Raw genomic sequence first — 14,337 nt, 5'->3', positions numbered from 1 at the left:
CCGATCTGTCGACCGACTTCGAGGAGGTCTCCCGTGCAGCTGCTGCGTCTGGGACCGGCTGGTTCCGAACGCCCCGCCGTCCGGGCCGACGACGGTGTCACCTACGACCTGACCCCGTTGACGGCCGACGTGACGGGCGACTTCCTAGCCGATGACGGCATCGCGCGCGCCCGTGCCGCGCTGGCGGCCCGCGAACTCCAACCGATCGTGGTGGAGGGGGTGCGCGTGGGGCCGCCGGTCGCGAACGTGGGCAAGATCGTCTGCATCGGCCTGAACTACCGGGACCACGCCGAGGAGACCGGCCTGCCGATCCCGGACGAACCGCCGATGTTCCTCAAGACGCCCGACACGATCGTGGGGCCCGAGGACGAGGTGCTGATCCCGCGCCGCTCCACCAAGACCGACTGGGAGGTCGAGCTGGGCGTGGTCATCGGCCGCACCGCCCGGTACCTGGGGTCGGCCGAGGAGGCGCTGGAGTGCGTCGCCGGGTACGTGATCTCCCACGACGTGTCCGAGCGGGAGTTCCAGATCGAGCGCGGCGGGCAGTGGGACAAGGGCAAGAACTGCGAGACGTTCAACCCGCTCGGGCCCTGGCTGGTGCCCGCCGACGAGGTGGGCGACCCCCAGGCGCTCGGCCTGCGGCTGCGGGTCAACGGCGTTCCCCGCCAGGACTCCTCGACCAAGAACATGGTCACCCCGGTGGGCGAGCTGATCCGCTACCTGAGCTGGTTCCTCGTGCTGCGGCCGGGCGACCTGGTCAACACCGGCACGCCCGCCGGCGTGGCGCTGGGCCGGCCCGAGCCCAAGCCCTACCTGCGGGCGGGCGACGTGGTGGAGCTGGAGATCGACGGGCTGGGAGCGCAGCGGCAGACGTTCGGGCAGGCGTGATGGCCCGGGTCGTCGGCCTGGACGTGCTGGACGTCCGGTTCCCGACCTCGCGCGAGCTCGACGGTTCCGACGCGATGAACCCCGACCCCGACTACTCGGCCGCGTACGTGGTGCTGCGCGCCGACCACGGCCCGCACGGCTACGGCCTGGCGTTCACCATCGGCCGGGGCAACGACGTGCAGGCCGCCGCGATCCGGGCGCTCGCGCCGCACGTGGTGGACCGGCCCGTGCCGGAGACCGCGCGGGACCTGGCCGCCCTCTACCGGGACCTCGTCGGCGACTCGCAGCTGCGCTGGCTCGGGCCGGAGAAGGGCGTCGCGCACATGGCGCTGGGCGCGGTGGTCAACGCCGCCTGGGACCTCGCCGCCCGGCGCGCGGGCCTGCCGGTGTGGCGGTTCCTGGCCGCGATGACCCCGGACGAGGTCGTCGGGCTGGTCGACTTCCGGTACCTCTCCGACGCCCTCACCCCGGACGAGGCGCTGGCCCTGCTGCGGGAGGCCGAACCCGGCAAGGGGGAGCGCACCGCCGCCCTGGTCCGGGACGGCTACCCCGCCTACACCACCTCGCCCGGCTGGCTCGGCTACTCCGACGAGAAGCTGGCCGACCTGGCCCGGCGGGCGGTGGCCGACGGCTTCGACATGATCAAGCTCAAGGTGGGCGGCTCGCCGGCCGACGACGTGCGGCGGCTGCGGCTGGCCCGCGAGGTCGTCGGCCCGGACGTGCGCATCGCGGTGGACGCCAACCAGCGCTGGGACGTGGCCACCGCCGTGGCGCGGGTGCGCGAGCTGGCCCCGTTCGACCCGTACTGGGTCGAGGAGCCCACCTCCCCCGACGACGTGCTGGCCCACCAGGCCATCGCGCGGGCCGTGCACCCGGTCAAGGTCGCCACCGGCGAGCACGTGCAGAACCGGGTGGTCTTCAAGCAGCTGCTCCAGGCCCGCGCCGTCGACGTGGTGCAGATCGACGCGTGCCGCGTCGGCGGGGTCAACGAGAACGTGGCGATCCTGCTGCTGGCGGCCAAGTTCGGCGTGCCGGTGTGCCCGCACGCGGGCGGCGTCGGCCTGTGCGAGCTGGTGCGGCACCTGGCGATGTTCGACTTCGTCGCGGTCTCCGGCACCACCCGGGACCGCGCCATCGAGTGGGTGGACCACCTGCACGAGCACTTCACCGACCCGGCGGAGGTCCGGGCCGGCCGGTACCGCGCGCCGACCCAGCCCGGGTTCTCGGCGCGCGTGAAGGACCGGACCCTGGCCGACTTCCGCTACCCGGACGGTCCGGTGTGGTCGGGGACGGAGGCGCGGTGAGCGATTTCGACGGCCTGGTGGCGGTGGTGACCGGCGGCGCGTCCGGCCTCGGCCTGGCCACCGCGCGGCTGCTCGCGGAGCGGGGCGCGACCGCCGTGGCCCTGGACCTGGACCCGCGGGTCGACCCGCCCGTGCACGGCGTCCGCGCGGACGTCACCGACGACGCCTCGGTGCGCGCGGCCGTCGCCGAGGTGGTCGAGCGGTTCGGGCGGCTCGACGTGCTGGTGAACAACGCGGGCGTCGGGGCCCAGGGCGACGTGGCCGCGAACCCCGACGAGGAGTGGCTGCGGGTGCTGGACGTGAACGTGCTCGGCATCGCCCGGGTCACCCGCGCCGCACTCCCCCACCTGCGGGAGTCGCCGGCGGCGGCGATCGTGAACACGGGCTCGATCGCGGCCTGGGCCGGCCTGCCGCAGCGGGCGGTGTACTCGGCCAGCAAGGGCGCCGTGCACGCCCTCACCCTGGCCATGGCCGCCGACCACGTCCGCGAGGGCATCCGGGTCACCGCGGTGGCGCCCGGCACCGCCGACACGCCGTGGGTGGGCCGCCTGCTCGACTCGGCGCCCGACCCGGGGGCGGAGCGGACCGCGCTCGAAGCCCGGCAGCCGCACGGCCGGCTGGTCTCGGCCGAGGAGGTCGCGGGCGCGATCGCCTACCTGGCCAGCCCCCGGTCCGGCTCCACCACCGGTACCGTGCTCGCCGTGGACGGCGGGATGCACGGGCTGCGGTTGCGCCCGCGATGAGGGGGATCCCGTTGTCCCGCCTCGGGTTCGGCGGCGGCCCGGTCGGCAACCTGTTCACCGCGGTGTCCGACGAGGACGCCGCCGGGGCGCTCGCGGCCGCCTGGGACGCGGGCATCCGGTACTTCGACACCGCGCCGCACTACGGCCTCGGGCTGTCCGAGCGGCGGATCGGCGCGTTCCTGCGCACCCGCCCGCGCTCGGGGTTCGCGGTGTCCACCAAGGTCGGCCGCGTCCTGGAGCCGTTCGACGGCGGCGGCGACGACCTGGCGCACTCCTTCGCCGTGCCCGCCACCCACCGGCGGGTGTGGGACTTCAGCGCCGACGGCGTGCGGCGGTCCCTGGAGTCCTCTTTGGACCGCATGGGGCTCGACCGGGTGGACGTGGTGTACGTGCACGACCCGGACGAGCACTGGGAGCAGGCCGCCTCGCGGGCCGTGCCGGCCCTGGTCGAGCTGCGGGACCAGGGTGTCGTCGGCGCGATCGGCGTGGGCATGAACCAGTGGGGCATGCTCGCCCGGTTCGTCCGCGAGACAGACCTGGACGCGGTGCTCCTGGCGGGCCGCTACACCCTGCTCGACCGGTCCGGCCTGGAGCTGCTGGAGCTGTGCGCCGAGCGCGGGGTGGCCGTCGTCGCGGCCGGGGTGTTCAACTCGGGGCTGCTCGCCGCGCCGGGCGCCGGCACCACCTACGACTACCGCGCCGCGCCGCCGGAGCTGGTCGAGCGGGCCCGGCGGATCGCGCGGGCGTGCGAGCGGCACGGCGTGCCGCTGCCCCTGGCGGCGCTGCGCTTCCCGCTGCGCCACCCGGCCGTGGCCTCGGTCCTGCTGGGGATGCGCACCGCCGCCGAGGTGCGCGCGAACACCTCGGCGGCGGAGGTGCCCGAGGCGCTCTGGGCGGAGCTGGAGCGGTGACCGGCGGCCCGGGGATCATCGACGCGCACCACCACGTGTGGGACCTGTCGGCGCGCGACCAGGCGTGGATCACCGACCCGCCGATGGGCGCGATCCGGCGGGACTTCTCCGTGGCCGACCTGGCGGCGGTCGCCGACGGCGTGGCGCGGACCGTGCTGGTGCAGACCGTGACCGACCCCGGCGAGACGCCCGAGCTGCTCGCCCTGGCCGAGCGCGAGGAGCTGGTGGGCGCGGTCGTGGGGTGGACCGACCTCACCTCGCCCGCCGTCGGCGACGCCCTGGCCGAGCTCGCCGGCGGACCCGGCGGCCGGTGGCTGCGCGGCGTCCGGCACCAGGTGCAGGGCGAGCCGGACCCGGACTGGCTGTGCCGGGACGACGTGCTGCGCGGCCTGGACCGGGTCGGCCGGGCCGGGCTGGTGTACGAGCTGCTGACCCGGCCGCACCAGCTGCCCGCCGCCGAGCGGGCCGCGGCCGCGCGGCCCGACGTGAGCTTCGTCCTGGACCACTGCTCGAAGCCGCCGATCGCGGCGGGCCGGCCCGACCCCGGCTGGGCGGCGGGCATCCGCGCCCTGGCCGCGCGCGGGAACGTGACGTGCAAGCTGTCCGGCCTGGTGACCGAGGCGGACTGGCACCGCTGGACCCCGGCCGACCTGCGGCCGTGGTTCGAGGTCGTGCTGGACGCGTTCGGCCCGGACCGGCTGCTGTTCGGCTCGGACTGGCCGGTGTGCCTGCTCGCCGCCGACTACGGGCAGGTCCTGGCCGCCGCGCGGGCCCTGACGGAGGAGCTGTCGCCGGCCGAGCGCGAGGCGGTGTTCGCGGGCACGGCCGCGCGGGTCTACGGGATTCCCCTGACCTGGAATTCCGGGTCGGCCCCGGATGATCTTCCCCCCGGGGGGCGGCAGCCTCCCGGGGCACGAGGAAACTCCTGTTGATCCCCGTCGCCGCAGCCCTGGCGCTCGCGCTCGCCCCGCCGGCGTCGGGCACGACCCCGTCGGGCACGACCCCGCCGGGGCCGGACCGGGACGCGCTGCGCGCCGCCGTCGCCCCCCTGCCGGACGACGAGGCGAGCGGCGCGCTGGTGCGCGTGTCCGGCCACCGGGGCTCCTGGCGCGGCTCGGGCGGGGTGGCGCGGCTGGGCACGCGGCAGCCCGTGCACCCGGACGGCCGGTTCCGGGTCGGCAGCATCACCAAGCTGTTCACCGCCACCGCCGCGCTCAAGCTCGCCGGCTCCGGCCGGCTCGACCTCGACCGGACCGTGCAGCACTACCTGCCCGGCCTGCTCACCCCCGACTTCAAGCCGGTCACCGTGCGGCAGCTGCTCGACCACACGCACGGCATCGCCGGGCACGGGCTGCCGCACAAGGACCCGGACTGGTTCCTGGCGCACCGCTACGACACCTTCGACCCGCGGGAGGTGGTGGAGCTGGGCGTGGCCCGCGGGCCGCGGTTCGACCCCGGCACGCGCCAGGAGTACGGCAACGCCGGCTACCTGGTGGCCGGGCTGGTGATCGAGGCGGTGACCGGGCGGCCGTACGCGGAGACCGTGCGCGAGGAGGTCATCCGGCCGCTGGGGCTGCGCGACACCCACCTCCCCGGCGCCGACCCGCGCATCAGGGGCCCGCACGCGCACGGCTACGAGCGCACCGCGACCGGCCACGTCGACGTCACCGAGACCAACCCGACCCTCCAGTGGGCCGCCGCCGAGGCCGTCTCCAGCGCGCCCGACCTGGACCGGTTCCTGGGCGCCCTGCTGCGCGGCGACTTCCTCACCCCGGCGCAGCGGGCCGAGCTGCTGACCGTGCCCGACGCCCCGGCGGTGCCCGGCACGAACGCGCCCGGCACGGCGCACGCCCTGGGCATCACCCGCATCGAGCTCGCGCCCGGCCTGGTGGTGTGGGGCAAGAGCGGCGACCGGCCCGGCTACAACAACGGCGTGGCGGGCACCGCCGACGGCGCCCGCACGCTGGTCTACTCGGTGAACACGCTCAGGATGGGCGGCGACCAGCCGGACGCGGCGGTCCGGATCATCACCGCGGCGTTCTCACCCGGTCCGCGCCGCTAGGAGCGCCACGAGCGCCGGGCCTACGGGCGCTCGCGGGGGTGGCGCAGCCCCGGGTGGTCGTCGGGCAGGGTCCGGCGCAGCACCCACCAGCTCAGCGCGACGCAGGCCACCTGGAGGGGCCAGGTCAGGGCGACCCGCATCACGCCCAGCAGCACGACCTGGCCCGCCAGCCACAGCGCCCCGAACACGACCACCCGCAGCACGTACTGGCCGACCCACGGCCAGGACGCGATCCGGTAGGCCCGCAGCAGGTCCGGGTCGCGCCGCCAGCGGAACCGCTGCCCGGTGACCAGGCCCACCACCATGCCCAGCAGCGGCCACCGCACCACGATGGACGCCGCCCAGACCAGCGCGGACGCCGCGTTCAGGAAGATCTGGAGCAGGAAGAAGTCCTCGGGCCGGCCGGTGCGCAGCGCGACGTAGGCCGCCAGCACGACCAGCGACACCGACACCAGCAGCGCCCGCGGCCGGGCGCCCCGGGCCACCCGCACCACGCCGACCACCACACCGCACGCCACGGCCGCCGCCGCGCCCACCGCGATGGAGCGCCCGCCCAGCAGCCACCCGAGCACGAACGCCACCGGCGGCAGCGAGGCGTCCAGCGCACCGCCCCGCCCTCCGAGCAGCGCGGCCAGCGAATCCTGACGCGTGTCCGTCATGCCCCCAGGGTGCCTTAGGCGACCCTAAGACCGTCAGCGGCCCCGTCCGGTGGCCCGGGGCGGGGATTGCGAGGTTGGGCTGCGGGGCGGGGACTGCGAGGTTGGACTGCGGGTCGGGCTGCGGGCCGGGGCTACGAGGGCGGCGCTACGGGCCCGGCACTACGGACCCGGTCCGGCGGACCACGGCGAGGCACCCGCCGACCGCCCCGGCGTCCGGGCCACCGGGCTGCCACGTCCCCACCACCAGCCCGACGACATCCGGACCGGGCTCGGGCGTCCCGACGACCGGCACCCGCACCGGCTCCACGAGCGCCCCCTCGTCGACCGGCCCGAGCCGCTCGCCCCGCGCCCCGGCGGGCCCCACGCCCCCGCGCCCGGCCGGGTCCGAGGCGCCGCCGGTGCGCACCAGGTCCAGCACGCGCTCGCGCCACACCGGGTCGGCCTCGCCGTCGTAGATCCACCGGGTGCCCAGCGCGCTGTGCTCGGGCGTGGCGATCAACGCGTGCCCCGCCCTCGCCAACGGGGCGCCCCGGTAGGTCATCGGCACGTGGTAGAGGTCGGTCCCGTCGGTCACGAGGTGCGTCTCCAGCCCGACCTCGCCCGCCGGGTCCTCGAACCGGAAGAACCCGACCGGCGCCAGGACCGGCACGCCCGCGCCCCGGTACCAGGGCTGCCGCGCCACCCACGGCGCCAGGAACTCGCGGAAACCCGGCGTCAGCGTCGCGCCCGCGTGGATCTTCGCCATGGACCCGCACGCTATCCGGCACCCGCCGCGCCCGGAGCCGCTCCCGCGAACACCACCGGTATTGACGCCGGTGGGAGCCGTCACTACGGTCCCCGTAAATAGTCTGGAAAGTTAACAGACAGGAGTGGCGATGCGAGCCGGGAGCCCGAGGCTGCTGCGGGAGATCAACGACCGCGCCGCGATCGAGGCGCTGCTCCGCAACGGCCCCCTCACCAGGTCCGAGCTGGAGGCCGTCATCGGCCTGTCCAAGCCGGCCACCGCCCAGCTGCTGACCCGCCTGGAGCAGGAGGGCACCGTCCTGCGCAGCGGCCTGCGCGGCGGCGGCCGAGGCCCGCGCGCCCAGCTGTGGTCGGTCAACGGCGCGCTCGCCCACGTGGCCGCCGTCGACCTCACCCCCGACTCGGTGGACATCGCGGTCGCCGACATCTCCGGCGCCGTGCTCACCGAGCACCGCGCGCCCATGCCCCGCACCGGTGTGCTGGAGGCGTTCCGCGCCGCGGTCGCCAAGGCCGCCGCCCAGGCCGACCTCACCACCGCCGCCCTGCACCACGTGGTCGTGGGCAGCCCCGGCGCGGTCGACCCCACCACCGGCAGGCTGAACTACGCCCCGCACATGCCCGGCTGGGAGGACAAGGACCTGCCCGGCGACCTCCAGGACGTGCTGGGCACCGGCGTCACGGTCGAGAACGACGTGAACCTGGTGGCGCTGGAGGAGATGGTCGCCGGCAACGCCCGCCACGTCCGGAACTTCGTGCTGCTCTGGCCCGCCGACGCGGTCGGCGCGGCGGTCGTGGTCAACGGCTCCCTGCTGCGCGGCGCGACCGGCGGCGCGGGCGAGATCGACGCCATGCGGGTGCCCGACCACGCGCACGCCGACACCGGCACCGACCGCACCGGCAGCCGCTACGGCGACCTGCTCGACAGCTCCGCCATCGCCCGGCTCGCCCGCGCGCACGGCGTGTCCGCCCGCACCGGCCGCGCCGCCGTGGCCAAGGCCCTCGGCGAGGGCGCCGCGGGCCGCGAGTTCCTGGTGGACCTCGCCCGCCGCGTCGCCACCGGCGTGGCGAACGTGGTCGCCGTGGTCGACCCCGAACTGGTGCTGCTCTCCGGCGAGGTCGCGCAGGCGGGCGGCACCGCCCTGGCCGACCTCGTCGCCGCCGAGCTGCGCCTGCTGGTGGTGCCCCGCACCACCGTCCGACTCGCCCGGGTGACCGGCGCGCCGGTGCGCTCCGGCGCCCTGCACGCCGCCCTGTCGGTCGCCCGGGAACAGGTGTTCGGTCTGCCCGCCGCCACGACCGAGCCCTTCCGCGAGCCACCGGGGGCACCCGGGGAGCAGTAGCCCGGCACGCCCAGGCTCGCGCCGACGTCCCCCTGAGACGAAGGAGAGCACATGCGCAAGCTCCACCGCGCGACGCTGCTGTTCGTGGCCGCGGCGGTGTCCCTGACCGCGTGCGCGGCGGGTTCCGGCCGCGACACCGGCGGGGGCCCGACCGTCGCCCCCGGCGCGGACGAGAAGTTCACCCTGACCGTCTGGAGCAACTACTCCGGCCGGGAGCTGACCGAGGTCACCAAGGCCCTGGAGAGCTTCAGGGCGAAGTTCCCGAACGCCGAGATCGAGCACGAGGGCAGCCAGGACGACGACAAGATCACCGCGGGCATCCGCGGCGGCAACCCGCCGGACGTGGCCATGTCGTGGGCCACCGACAACATCGGCCAGTTCTGCTCGTCGGGCACCTTCCAGCCGCTCCAGCCCTACGTCGACCGCGACCGGGTCGACCTCGGGCAGATCCCCGACGCGGTCCGCTCCTACACCGAGTACAAGGGCAACCGCTGCGCGATGCCGCTGCTCAGCGACGTCTACGGGCTCTACTACAACAGGGGGATGCTGGCCGAGGCCGGCCTCACCGCGCCGCCGCGCACCACCGCCGAGCTGCTCGACTACGCCAAGCGCACCACGAAGCGGGCCGCCGACGGCTCCATCGAGGTGGCGGGCTTCCTGCCGACCATGCCGTTCTACGCCAACAACCCGCAGAACTGGGCGCCGCACTTCGGCGCGCGGTGGGCCGGCCCGGACGGCGGGTCCTCGCTCGCCACGCCCGAGTGGGCCGAGATGCTGCGCTTCCAGAAGGAGCTCGTCGACTTCTACGGCTACGAGGACCTGGAGCGGTTCCGCGCCGGGCTCGGCCAGCAGTACTCGCCCGACCACGCCTTCCACCAGCGCAAGATCGCCATGATGATGGACGGCGAGTACCGCACGGCGTTCCTCGACGACCAGGCGCCCGACCTGTCCTACGGCACCGCGCCGTTCCCGACGAGCCGCCCCGAGCTGTACGGCACCGGCTTCACCACCGGCTCGATCATGGGCATCCCGAAGGGCGCGAAGAACCCCGGCGCGGCCTGGGAGCTCATCAAGCACCTGTCCTTCGACACCGACGCGATCGTCGACCTGGCCAACGGCATCAAGAACATCCCCACCACCAGGGCCGCCCTCGACGACCCGCGCCTGGAGGTGGACGAGAACTTCCGCACGTTCGTCGACCTGGCCCGCTCCGGCAGGCTCCAGGGCAACCCGGTCACGCCGATCGGCAACGCGCACATCAAGGCCGTGGGCGACTTCGCCGCGTCCTGGCAGTCGGGCGCGGTGCCCGACCTGGAGGCGGGCCTGGCCGAGGTCGACCGGCGCGTCGACGAGCAGATCGCCAAGAGCGGCCGGTGACGGCCACCCTGGAGCGCGCGGGGGCGTCGCGGGCCGCCCCCGCCCGGGGTCGGCCCCGGCGCACCCGGCACCGCCTCGCGGTCCTCGGCTTCCTCGCCCCAGCCGCCCTCGGGTTCGCCCTGTTCTTCGCCTACCCGCTGGTCGCCACGGTGGTGTTCTCCTTCACCCGGTACGACCTGATCAACCCGCCCGAGTGGACGGGCCTGGCGAACTACGCCTACATGTTCTCCGACGAGCTGTTCTGGACCTCGGTGCGCAACACGCTGTGGTTCGTGGTCGTGCTCACCGCCGGCCGCGTGCTGTTCGCGCTGGGCGTGGCGTCGGTGGTGGCCCGGCTGCGCCGCGGCGTCGGCCTGGTGCGCACCCTGTGCTACCTGCCCTCCCTGACCCCGCCGGTCGCCGCGACCCTGGTGTTCTTCCTGCTGTTCCGCCCGAACGAGGGCCCGGTGGACTCGGTGCTGGGCTGGTTCGGCGTGGAGGGGCCGCTGTGGTTCGCGGACCCGGCGTGGGCCAAGCCCGGCATCGCCGCGGTGGTGCTGTGGGTGTCCGGCGACCTGATGATCATCATCCTGGCCGCGGTCCTGGACGTGCCGCGCGACCAGCACGAGGCCGCCGCGCTGGACGGCGCCGGCCCGGTCCGGCGCTGGTGGCACGTGACGCTGCCGGCCATCTCGCCGGTGCTGCTGTTCGGCGTGGTGAACTCGGTGATCCTGGCGTTGCAGCTGTTCACCCAGGCCGTCGTGGCGGGCTCGGCGGCCAGCGGCTCGGCCAACGTCACCGGCAGCACCGGCGACCTCGGCTTCCCCGGCAACTCCACGCTGACCTACCCCGTGTGGCTGTTCACCCAGGGCTTCCGCTACTTCGACATGGGCTACGCCGCGGCGATGGCGACCGTGCTGTTCGTCGTGTCGTTCGCGGTCACCGCGCTGCTGGTGCAGCGGATGCGCCGGGCCTCGCACCAGGAGGAGGGGGCGTGACCGCGGTGCTGCGCCCTCCCGCGCCGCCCCGGCCCGCCACCCGGCGGCCGGTGAACCGGCGCGCCGCCCTGGAGTGGGTCGCGGTGCACAGCCTCGGCCTGGCGCTGGGCCTGATGTTCGCCCTGCCCGTGGTCTTCGTGTTCCTCACCGCGGTCATGTCGGACGAGCAGGCGTTCGGCGAGGACCTGTGGCCGCGCGAGTGGCACTGGGGCAACTTCGCGGAGGTCTTCGAGACCGCGCCGCTGCTGACGTACCTGGGCAACAGCCTGCTGTACTCGCTGCTGGCCACCGCGGGGATGCTGCTGTCGTCGATCCCCGCCGCCTACGCCCTGGCCAAGCTGCGGTGGCGCGGCCGCAACACCGTGTTCCTCCTGGTGGTGGCCGCGATGATGCTGCCGCCGCAGGTCACCGCCGTGCCGCTGTACGACGCCTGGTCGAGCCTGGGCCTGACCGGGTCGCTGTGGCCGCTGGTGGCGCCGTACTTCCTGTTCGACGCGTTCTCCGTCTTCCTGCTGCGGCAGTTCATGCTGACCATCCCGCAGTCCTACGTGGACGCGGCCCGCGTGGACGGGTGCTCCGAGCTCCAGACCCTGCTGCGGGTCGTGGTGCCGATGGCGCGTCCGGGCATCGCGGCGACCGCGCTGTTCTGCTTCCTCTACACCTGGAACGACTACTTCGGCCCCCTGCTCTACACCAGCGAGGTGCCGGAGCGGTGGACGCTGTCGCTGGCGCTGTCCTCGTTCAAGGGGATGCACCAGGTGGAGTGGAACCTGTCGATGGCCGTCACCCTGCTGATCATGCTCCCGGCGATCGTGCTGTTCGCGTTCGCGCAGCGCTCGTTCGTCCGGGGCATCACCTTCACCGGAGTCAAAGGATGAAGCTGACCGTTGTCGGGGGCGGGTCCACCTACACGCCCGAGCTGGTCGACGGCATCGCGGGCAGGCGGACCAGCCTCGCGGTCGACGAGATCGCGCTGGTCGACCCGGACCCCGAGCGCCTGGCCGTGGTCGGGGCGTTCGCCCAGCGGCTGCTGCGGCACGCCGGCCACGACGCCCGCGTCACCACCACCGACGACCTGGAGGCGGGCGCGGACGGGGCGTCGGCCGTGCTGCTCCAGCTGCGCGTCGGCGGCCAGGCGGCGCGCGCCTCGGACGAGACGTTCCCGCTGGGGTGCGGCTGCGTGGGCCAGGAGACGACCGGCGCGGGCGGGCTGGCCAAGGCGCTGCGGACCGTGCCGGTGGTGCTCGACATCGCCGAGCGGGTGCGGGCGGCGGCCGGCGAGGACGCCTGGATCGTCGACTTCACCAACCCGGTCGGGATCGTGACGCGGGCCCTGCTCCAGGCCGGGCACCGGGCCGTGGGCCTGTGCAACGTGGCGATCTCGTTCCAGCGGTGGACCGCGGCGCTGCTGGGGGTCGAGCCGGGGGCGGTGCGGCTGGAGCACGTGGGGCTCAACCACCTGACCTGGGAGACGGGGGTGTTCGTGCACGGCCGGGACCGGTTGCCGGAGCTGCTGGAGCGGCACGCCGAGGCGCTGGCCGGGCACATCGGGCTGCCCGCGGCGCTGATGCGGCGGCTGGGCGCGGTGCCGTCGTACTACCTGAAGTACTTCTACGAGCACGACGAGGTGGTGCGGCGGCAGCGGACCGAGCCGCCGCGGGCCGAGGTGGTGGCGGGCGTCGAGCGGGAGCTGCTGGAGCTCTACCGCGACGACGCGGTGGTCACCAAGCCCGAGCAGCTGGACCAGCGCGGCGGGGCGTACTACTCGGAGGCCGCCGTGGAGCTGGTGCACGCGCTGACCGGCGGGCAGGGCGCGTCGCAGCACGTGGTCAACGCCCGCAACGGCGGCACGCTGCCGTTCCTGCCCGACGACGCGGTGGTCGAGGTGCCCGCCGTGGTCGACGGAAGTGGCGCGAAACCGCTGCCCGTGCCGCCCGTGCCGCCCGCCTTCTCCGGGCTGATCGCGCACGTCACCGCCTACGAGCACCTGGCGCTGGACGCGGCGCTGCGCGGCGGCCGGGACCGGGTGGCGAACGCGCTGCTGGCGCACCCGCTGGTGGGGCAGCACGAGGTGGCCGACCGGCTCGCCGACGAACTGGTCGCGCGCAACGCCGACTTCCTGCCGTGGACGAGGGGACGCGCGTGACGGAGCGGGTGCTCGCCGTGGACGGCGGGAACAGCAAGACGGCGATGGCGCTGGTCGACCTGGACGGGCGGGTGCTCGCCCAGGTCCGCGGGCCGGGGGCGTCGCCGCAGAACATCGGCCTGGACCGCAGCCTGGAGGTGTTCGAGGGCCTGGCGCGCGAGGTGGCCCGGCGCGCCGGGCTGCCGGCGGGCGAGCCGATCGCCGCCCACACCGCCGCCTACCTCGCGGGCGCCGACCTGCCCCGGGAGGAGGACGACCTGCGCGCGGCCATCGGGGCGCGCGGGTGGTCGGCGACGACCGTGGTCGGCAACGACACGTTCGCGCTGCTGCGGGCCGGCACCGCGGACGGCATCGGCGTGGCGGTGGTGTGCGGGGCGGGCATCAACTGCGTGGCGGTCGCCCCGGACGGCCGGGTGCACCGGTTCCCGGCGCTGGGCCGGATCTCCGGCGACTGGGGCGGTGGCGCGCACCTCGGGTCCGAGGCGCTGTGGCTGGCCGCGCGCGCCGACGACGGCCGCGGCGAGCCGACCGCGCTGCTGGACGCGGTGGTGGCGCACTTCGGCACGACCACCCTGGCCGAGGCGGTGGAGCTGCTGCACTTCGGCGAGGTCGGGTTCGACCCGAACGAGCTGTGCCCGCTGCTGTTCGAGGTGGCCGCGGCCGGCGACGCGGTGGCGCGGGCGGTGGTGGACCGGCTGGTGGAGGAGGTCGCGCTGCTGGCGCGGGTGTCGCTGGCGCGGCTGGGGCTGCTGGCCGAGCCGGTGGACGTGGTGCTCGGCGGCGGGGTGCTGACCGGCGCCGGGAACGCGGTGGTCGACGCGGTGCGGGCGCGGCTGCCCGTGCCCGCCGACCGGGTGCGCGTGGTGGACGTGCCGCCGGTGGTCGGGGCCGCGCTGCTCGGGCTGGACGCGCTGGGCGCGGGACCCGCGGCCGAGACGCGGTTGCGCGCCGCCTACCGGGAGCCCGCGGCGGTGGGCGGCCGATGACGTCGGTGCGGGGGAGGTCCCCGGGCGGCGGCCCCTCCCCCGCACCGGCCCTTGCCGGGTGGCCCGTCACGACGCGATCCGCGTCACGACGACGGGTCCCGAACGAGGCGAATTCGCCCAATGCCGACAGCGGTTCACACCGGTGGGTGACGGCTTCGCCACAGCGCCGCAACCGACGGTGGCGTAGGTCCGGCACCGCG

General features: G+C 75.2%; 14 protein-coding genes. 12 read left to right on the top strand and 2 right to left on the bottom strand.

Annotated features, from left to right (window positions below; translation table 11 throughout):
* Nucleotides 1–33 precede the first annotated feature (33 nt).
* Genes Q5530_RS35865 through Q5530_RS35840 form a run of 6 tightly spaced genes read left to right on the top strand, consistent with a single transcriptional unit; the run spans nucleotide 34 to nucleotide 5,908 of the window.
* Nucleotides 34–888 carry a fumarylacetoacetate hydrolase family protein gene (locus Q5530_RS35865; protein WP_415367331.1) on the top strand — a complete coding sequence of 285 codons (855 nt, stop codon included), beginning with the start codon at nucleotides 34–36 and terminating at the stop codon, nucleotides 886–888.
* Complete coding sequence (locus Q5530_RS35860) at nucleotides 888–2,192, top strand: enolase C-terminal domain-like protein (protein WP_415367329.1); 1,305 nt, start codon at nucleotides 888–890, stop codon at nucleotides 2,190–2,192. Before Q5530_RS35865 ends, Q5530_RS35860 begins: the two co-directional genes overlap by 1 nt.
* Complete coding sequence (locus Q5530_RS35855) at nucleotides 2,189–2,935, top strand: SDR family NAD(P)-dependent oxidoreductase (RefSeq protein WP_415367327.1); 747 nt, start codon at nucleotides 2,189–2,191, stop codon at nucleotides 2,933–2,935. Before Q5530_RS35860 ends, Q5530_RS35855 begins: the two co-directional genes overlap by 4 nt.
* Nucleotides 2,932–3,846, top strand: a complete 915-nt coding sequence (locus Q5530_RS35850) for an aldo/keto reductase (protein WP_415367326.1) — start codon at nucleotides 2,932–2,934, stop codon at nucleotides 3,844–3,846. The genes Q5530_RS35855 and Q5530_RS35850 overlap by 4 nt, the downstream gene beginning before the upstream one ends.
* Nucleotides 3,843–4,778, top strand: a complete 936-nt coding sequence (locus Q5530_RS35845) for an amidohydrolase family protein (RefSeq protein ID WP_415367325.1) — start codon at nucleotides 3,843–3,845, stop codon at nucleotides 4,776–4,778. The genes Q5530_RS35850 and Q5530_RS35845 overlap by 4 nt, the downstream gene beginning before the upstream one ends.
* A complete protein-coding gene (locus Q5530_RS35840; protein WP_415367324.1) occupies nucleotides 4,775–5,908 on the top strand; it encodes a serine hydrolase domain-containing protein in 1,134 nt (377 codons plus the stop codon). The genes Q5530_RS35845 and Q5530_RS35840 overlap by 4 nt, the downstream gene beginning before the upstream one ends.
* 20 nt (nucleotides 5,909–5,928) lie before the next feature.
* On the opposite strand, the gene Q5530_RS35835 is transcribed toward Q5530_RS35840, so the two are convergent.
* Both Q5530_RS35835 and Q5530_RS35830 read right to left on the bottom strand, forming a co-directional pair.
* Nucleotides 5,929–6,567, bottom strand: a complete 639-nt coding sequence (locus Q5530_RS35835) for a DUF3159 domain-containing protein (RefSeq protein WP_415367322.1) — start codon at nucleotides 6,565–6,567, stop codon at nucleotides 5,929–5,931.
* 145 nt (nucleotides 6,568–6,712) lie between these two features.
* The gene (locus Q5530_RS35830) at nucleotides 6,713–7,312 is read right to left on the bottom strand and encodes a maltokinase N-terminal cap-like domain-containing protein (protein ID WP_415367321.1); all 600 of its coding nucleotides are present in this window, start codon (nucleotides 7,310–7,312) and stop codon (nucleotides 6,713–6,715) included.
* Nucleotides 7,313–7,442: 130 nt separating this feature from the next.
* Between Q5530_RS35830 and Q5530_RS35825 the strand changes: the two genes are divergently transcribed.
* From Q5530_RS35825 to Q5530_RS35800, 6 genes are read left to right on the top strand one after another with little or no spacing between them, the layout of a single operon-like run.
* Nucleotides 7,443–8,651 carry an ROK family transcriptional regulator gene (locus Q5530_RS35825; protein ID WP_415367320.1) on the top strand — a complete coding sequence of 403 codons (1,209 nt, stop codon included), beginning with the start codon at nucleotides 7,443–7,445 and terminating at the stop codon, nucleotides 8,649–8,651.
* Nucleotides 8,652–8,702: 51 nt separating this feature from the next.
* Nucleotides 8,703–10,028 carry an extracellular solute-binding protein gene (locus Q5530_RS35820; RefSeq protein ID WP_415367319.1) on the top strand — a complete coding sequence of 442 codons (1,326 nt, stop codon included), beginning with the start codon at nucleotides 8,703–8,705 and terminating at the stop codon, nucleotides 10,026–10,028.
* On the top strand, nucleotides 10,025–11,005 hold the full coding sequence (locus Q5530_RS35815) for a carbohydrate ABC transporter permease (protein WP_415367317.1): 981 nt from the start codon (nucleotides 10,025–10,027) through the stop codon (nucleotides 11,003–11,005). Before Q5530_RS35820 ends, Q5530_RS35815 begins: the two co-directional genes overlap by 4 nt.
* Nucleotides 11,002–11,883, top strand: coding sequence for a carbohydrate ABC transporter permease (locus Q5530_RS35810; RefSeq protein WP_415367316.1), 882 nt, complete (start codon nucleotides 11,002–11,004; stop codon nucleotides 11,881–11,883). The genes Q5530_RS35815 and Q5530_RS35810 overlap by 4 nt, the downstream gene beginning before the upstream one ends.
* Nucleotides 11,880–13,151 carry a 6-phospho-beta-glucosidase gene (locus Q5530_RS35805; RefSeq protein WP_415367315.1) on the top strand — a complete coding sequence of 424 codons (1,272 nt, stop codon included), beginning with the start codon at nucleotides 11,880–11,882 and terminating at the stop codon, nucleotides 13,149–13,151. Before Q5530_RS35810 ends, Q5530_RS35805 begins: the two co-directional genes overlap by 4 nt.
* Nucleotides 13,148–14,137, top strand: a complete 990-nt coding sequence (locus Q5530_RS35800) for an N-acetylglucosamine kinase (RefSeq protein ID WP_415367313.1) — start codon at nucleotides 13,148–13,150, stop codon at nucleotides 14,135–14,137. The genes Q5530_RS35805 and Q5530_RS35800 overlap by 4 nt, the downstream gene beginning before the upstream one ends.
* Nucleotides 14,138–14,337 lie beyond the last annotated feature (200 nt).

It is taken from the genome of Saccharothrix sp. BKS2, assembly GCF_047689505.1.
GTDB lineage: Bacteria > Actinomycetota > Actinomycetes > Mycobacteriales > Pseudonocardiaceae > Actinosynnema > Actinosynnema lopnurensis.
This window is presented reverse-complemented; position numbering and strand designations above follow the sequence as displayed.

What these genes read in the sequence shown, in the direction of transcription:
- Q5530_RS35830 (WP_415367321.1), bottom strand. Translation starts at nt 7,312, where the DNA reads ATGGCGAAGATCCACGCGGGCGCGACGCTGACGCCGGGTTTCCGCGAG.
- Q5530_RS35825 (WP_415367320.1), top strand. Translation starts at nt 7,443, where the DNA reads ATGCGAGCCGGGAGCCCGAGGCTGCTGCGGGAGATCAACGACCGCGCC.
- Q5530_RS35860 (WP_415367329.1), top strand. Translation starts at nt 888, where the DNA reads ATGGCCCGGGTCGTCGGCCTGGACGTGCTGGACGTCCGGTTCCCGACC.
- Q5530_RS35805 (WP_415367315.1), top strand. Translation starts at nt 11,880, where the DNA reads ATGAAGCTGACCGTTGTCGGGGGCGGGTCCACCTACACGCCCGAGCTG.
- Q5530_RS35835 (WP_415367322.1), bottom strand. Translation starts at nt 6,567, where the DNA reads ATGACGGACACGCGTCAGGATTCGCTGGCCGCGCTGCTCGGAGGGCGG.
- Q5530_RS35820 (WP_415367319.1), top strand. Translation starts at nt 8,703, where the DNA reads ATGCGCAAGCTCCACCGCGCGACGCTGCTGTTCGTGGCCGCGGCGGTG.
- Q5530_RS35850 (WP_415367326.1), top strand. Translation starts at nt 2,932, where the DNA reads ATGAGGGGGATCCCGTTGTCCCGCCTCGGGTTCGGCGGCGGCCCGGTC.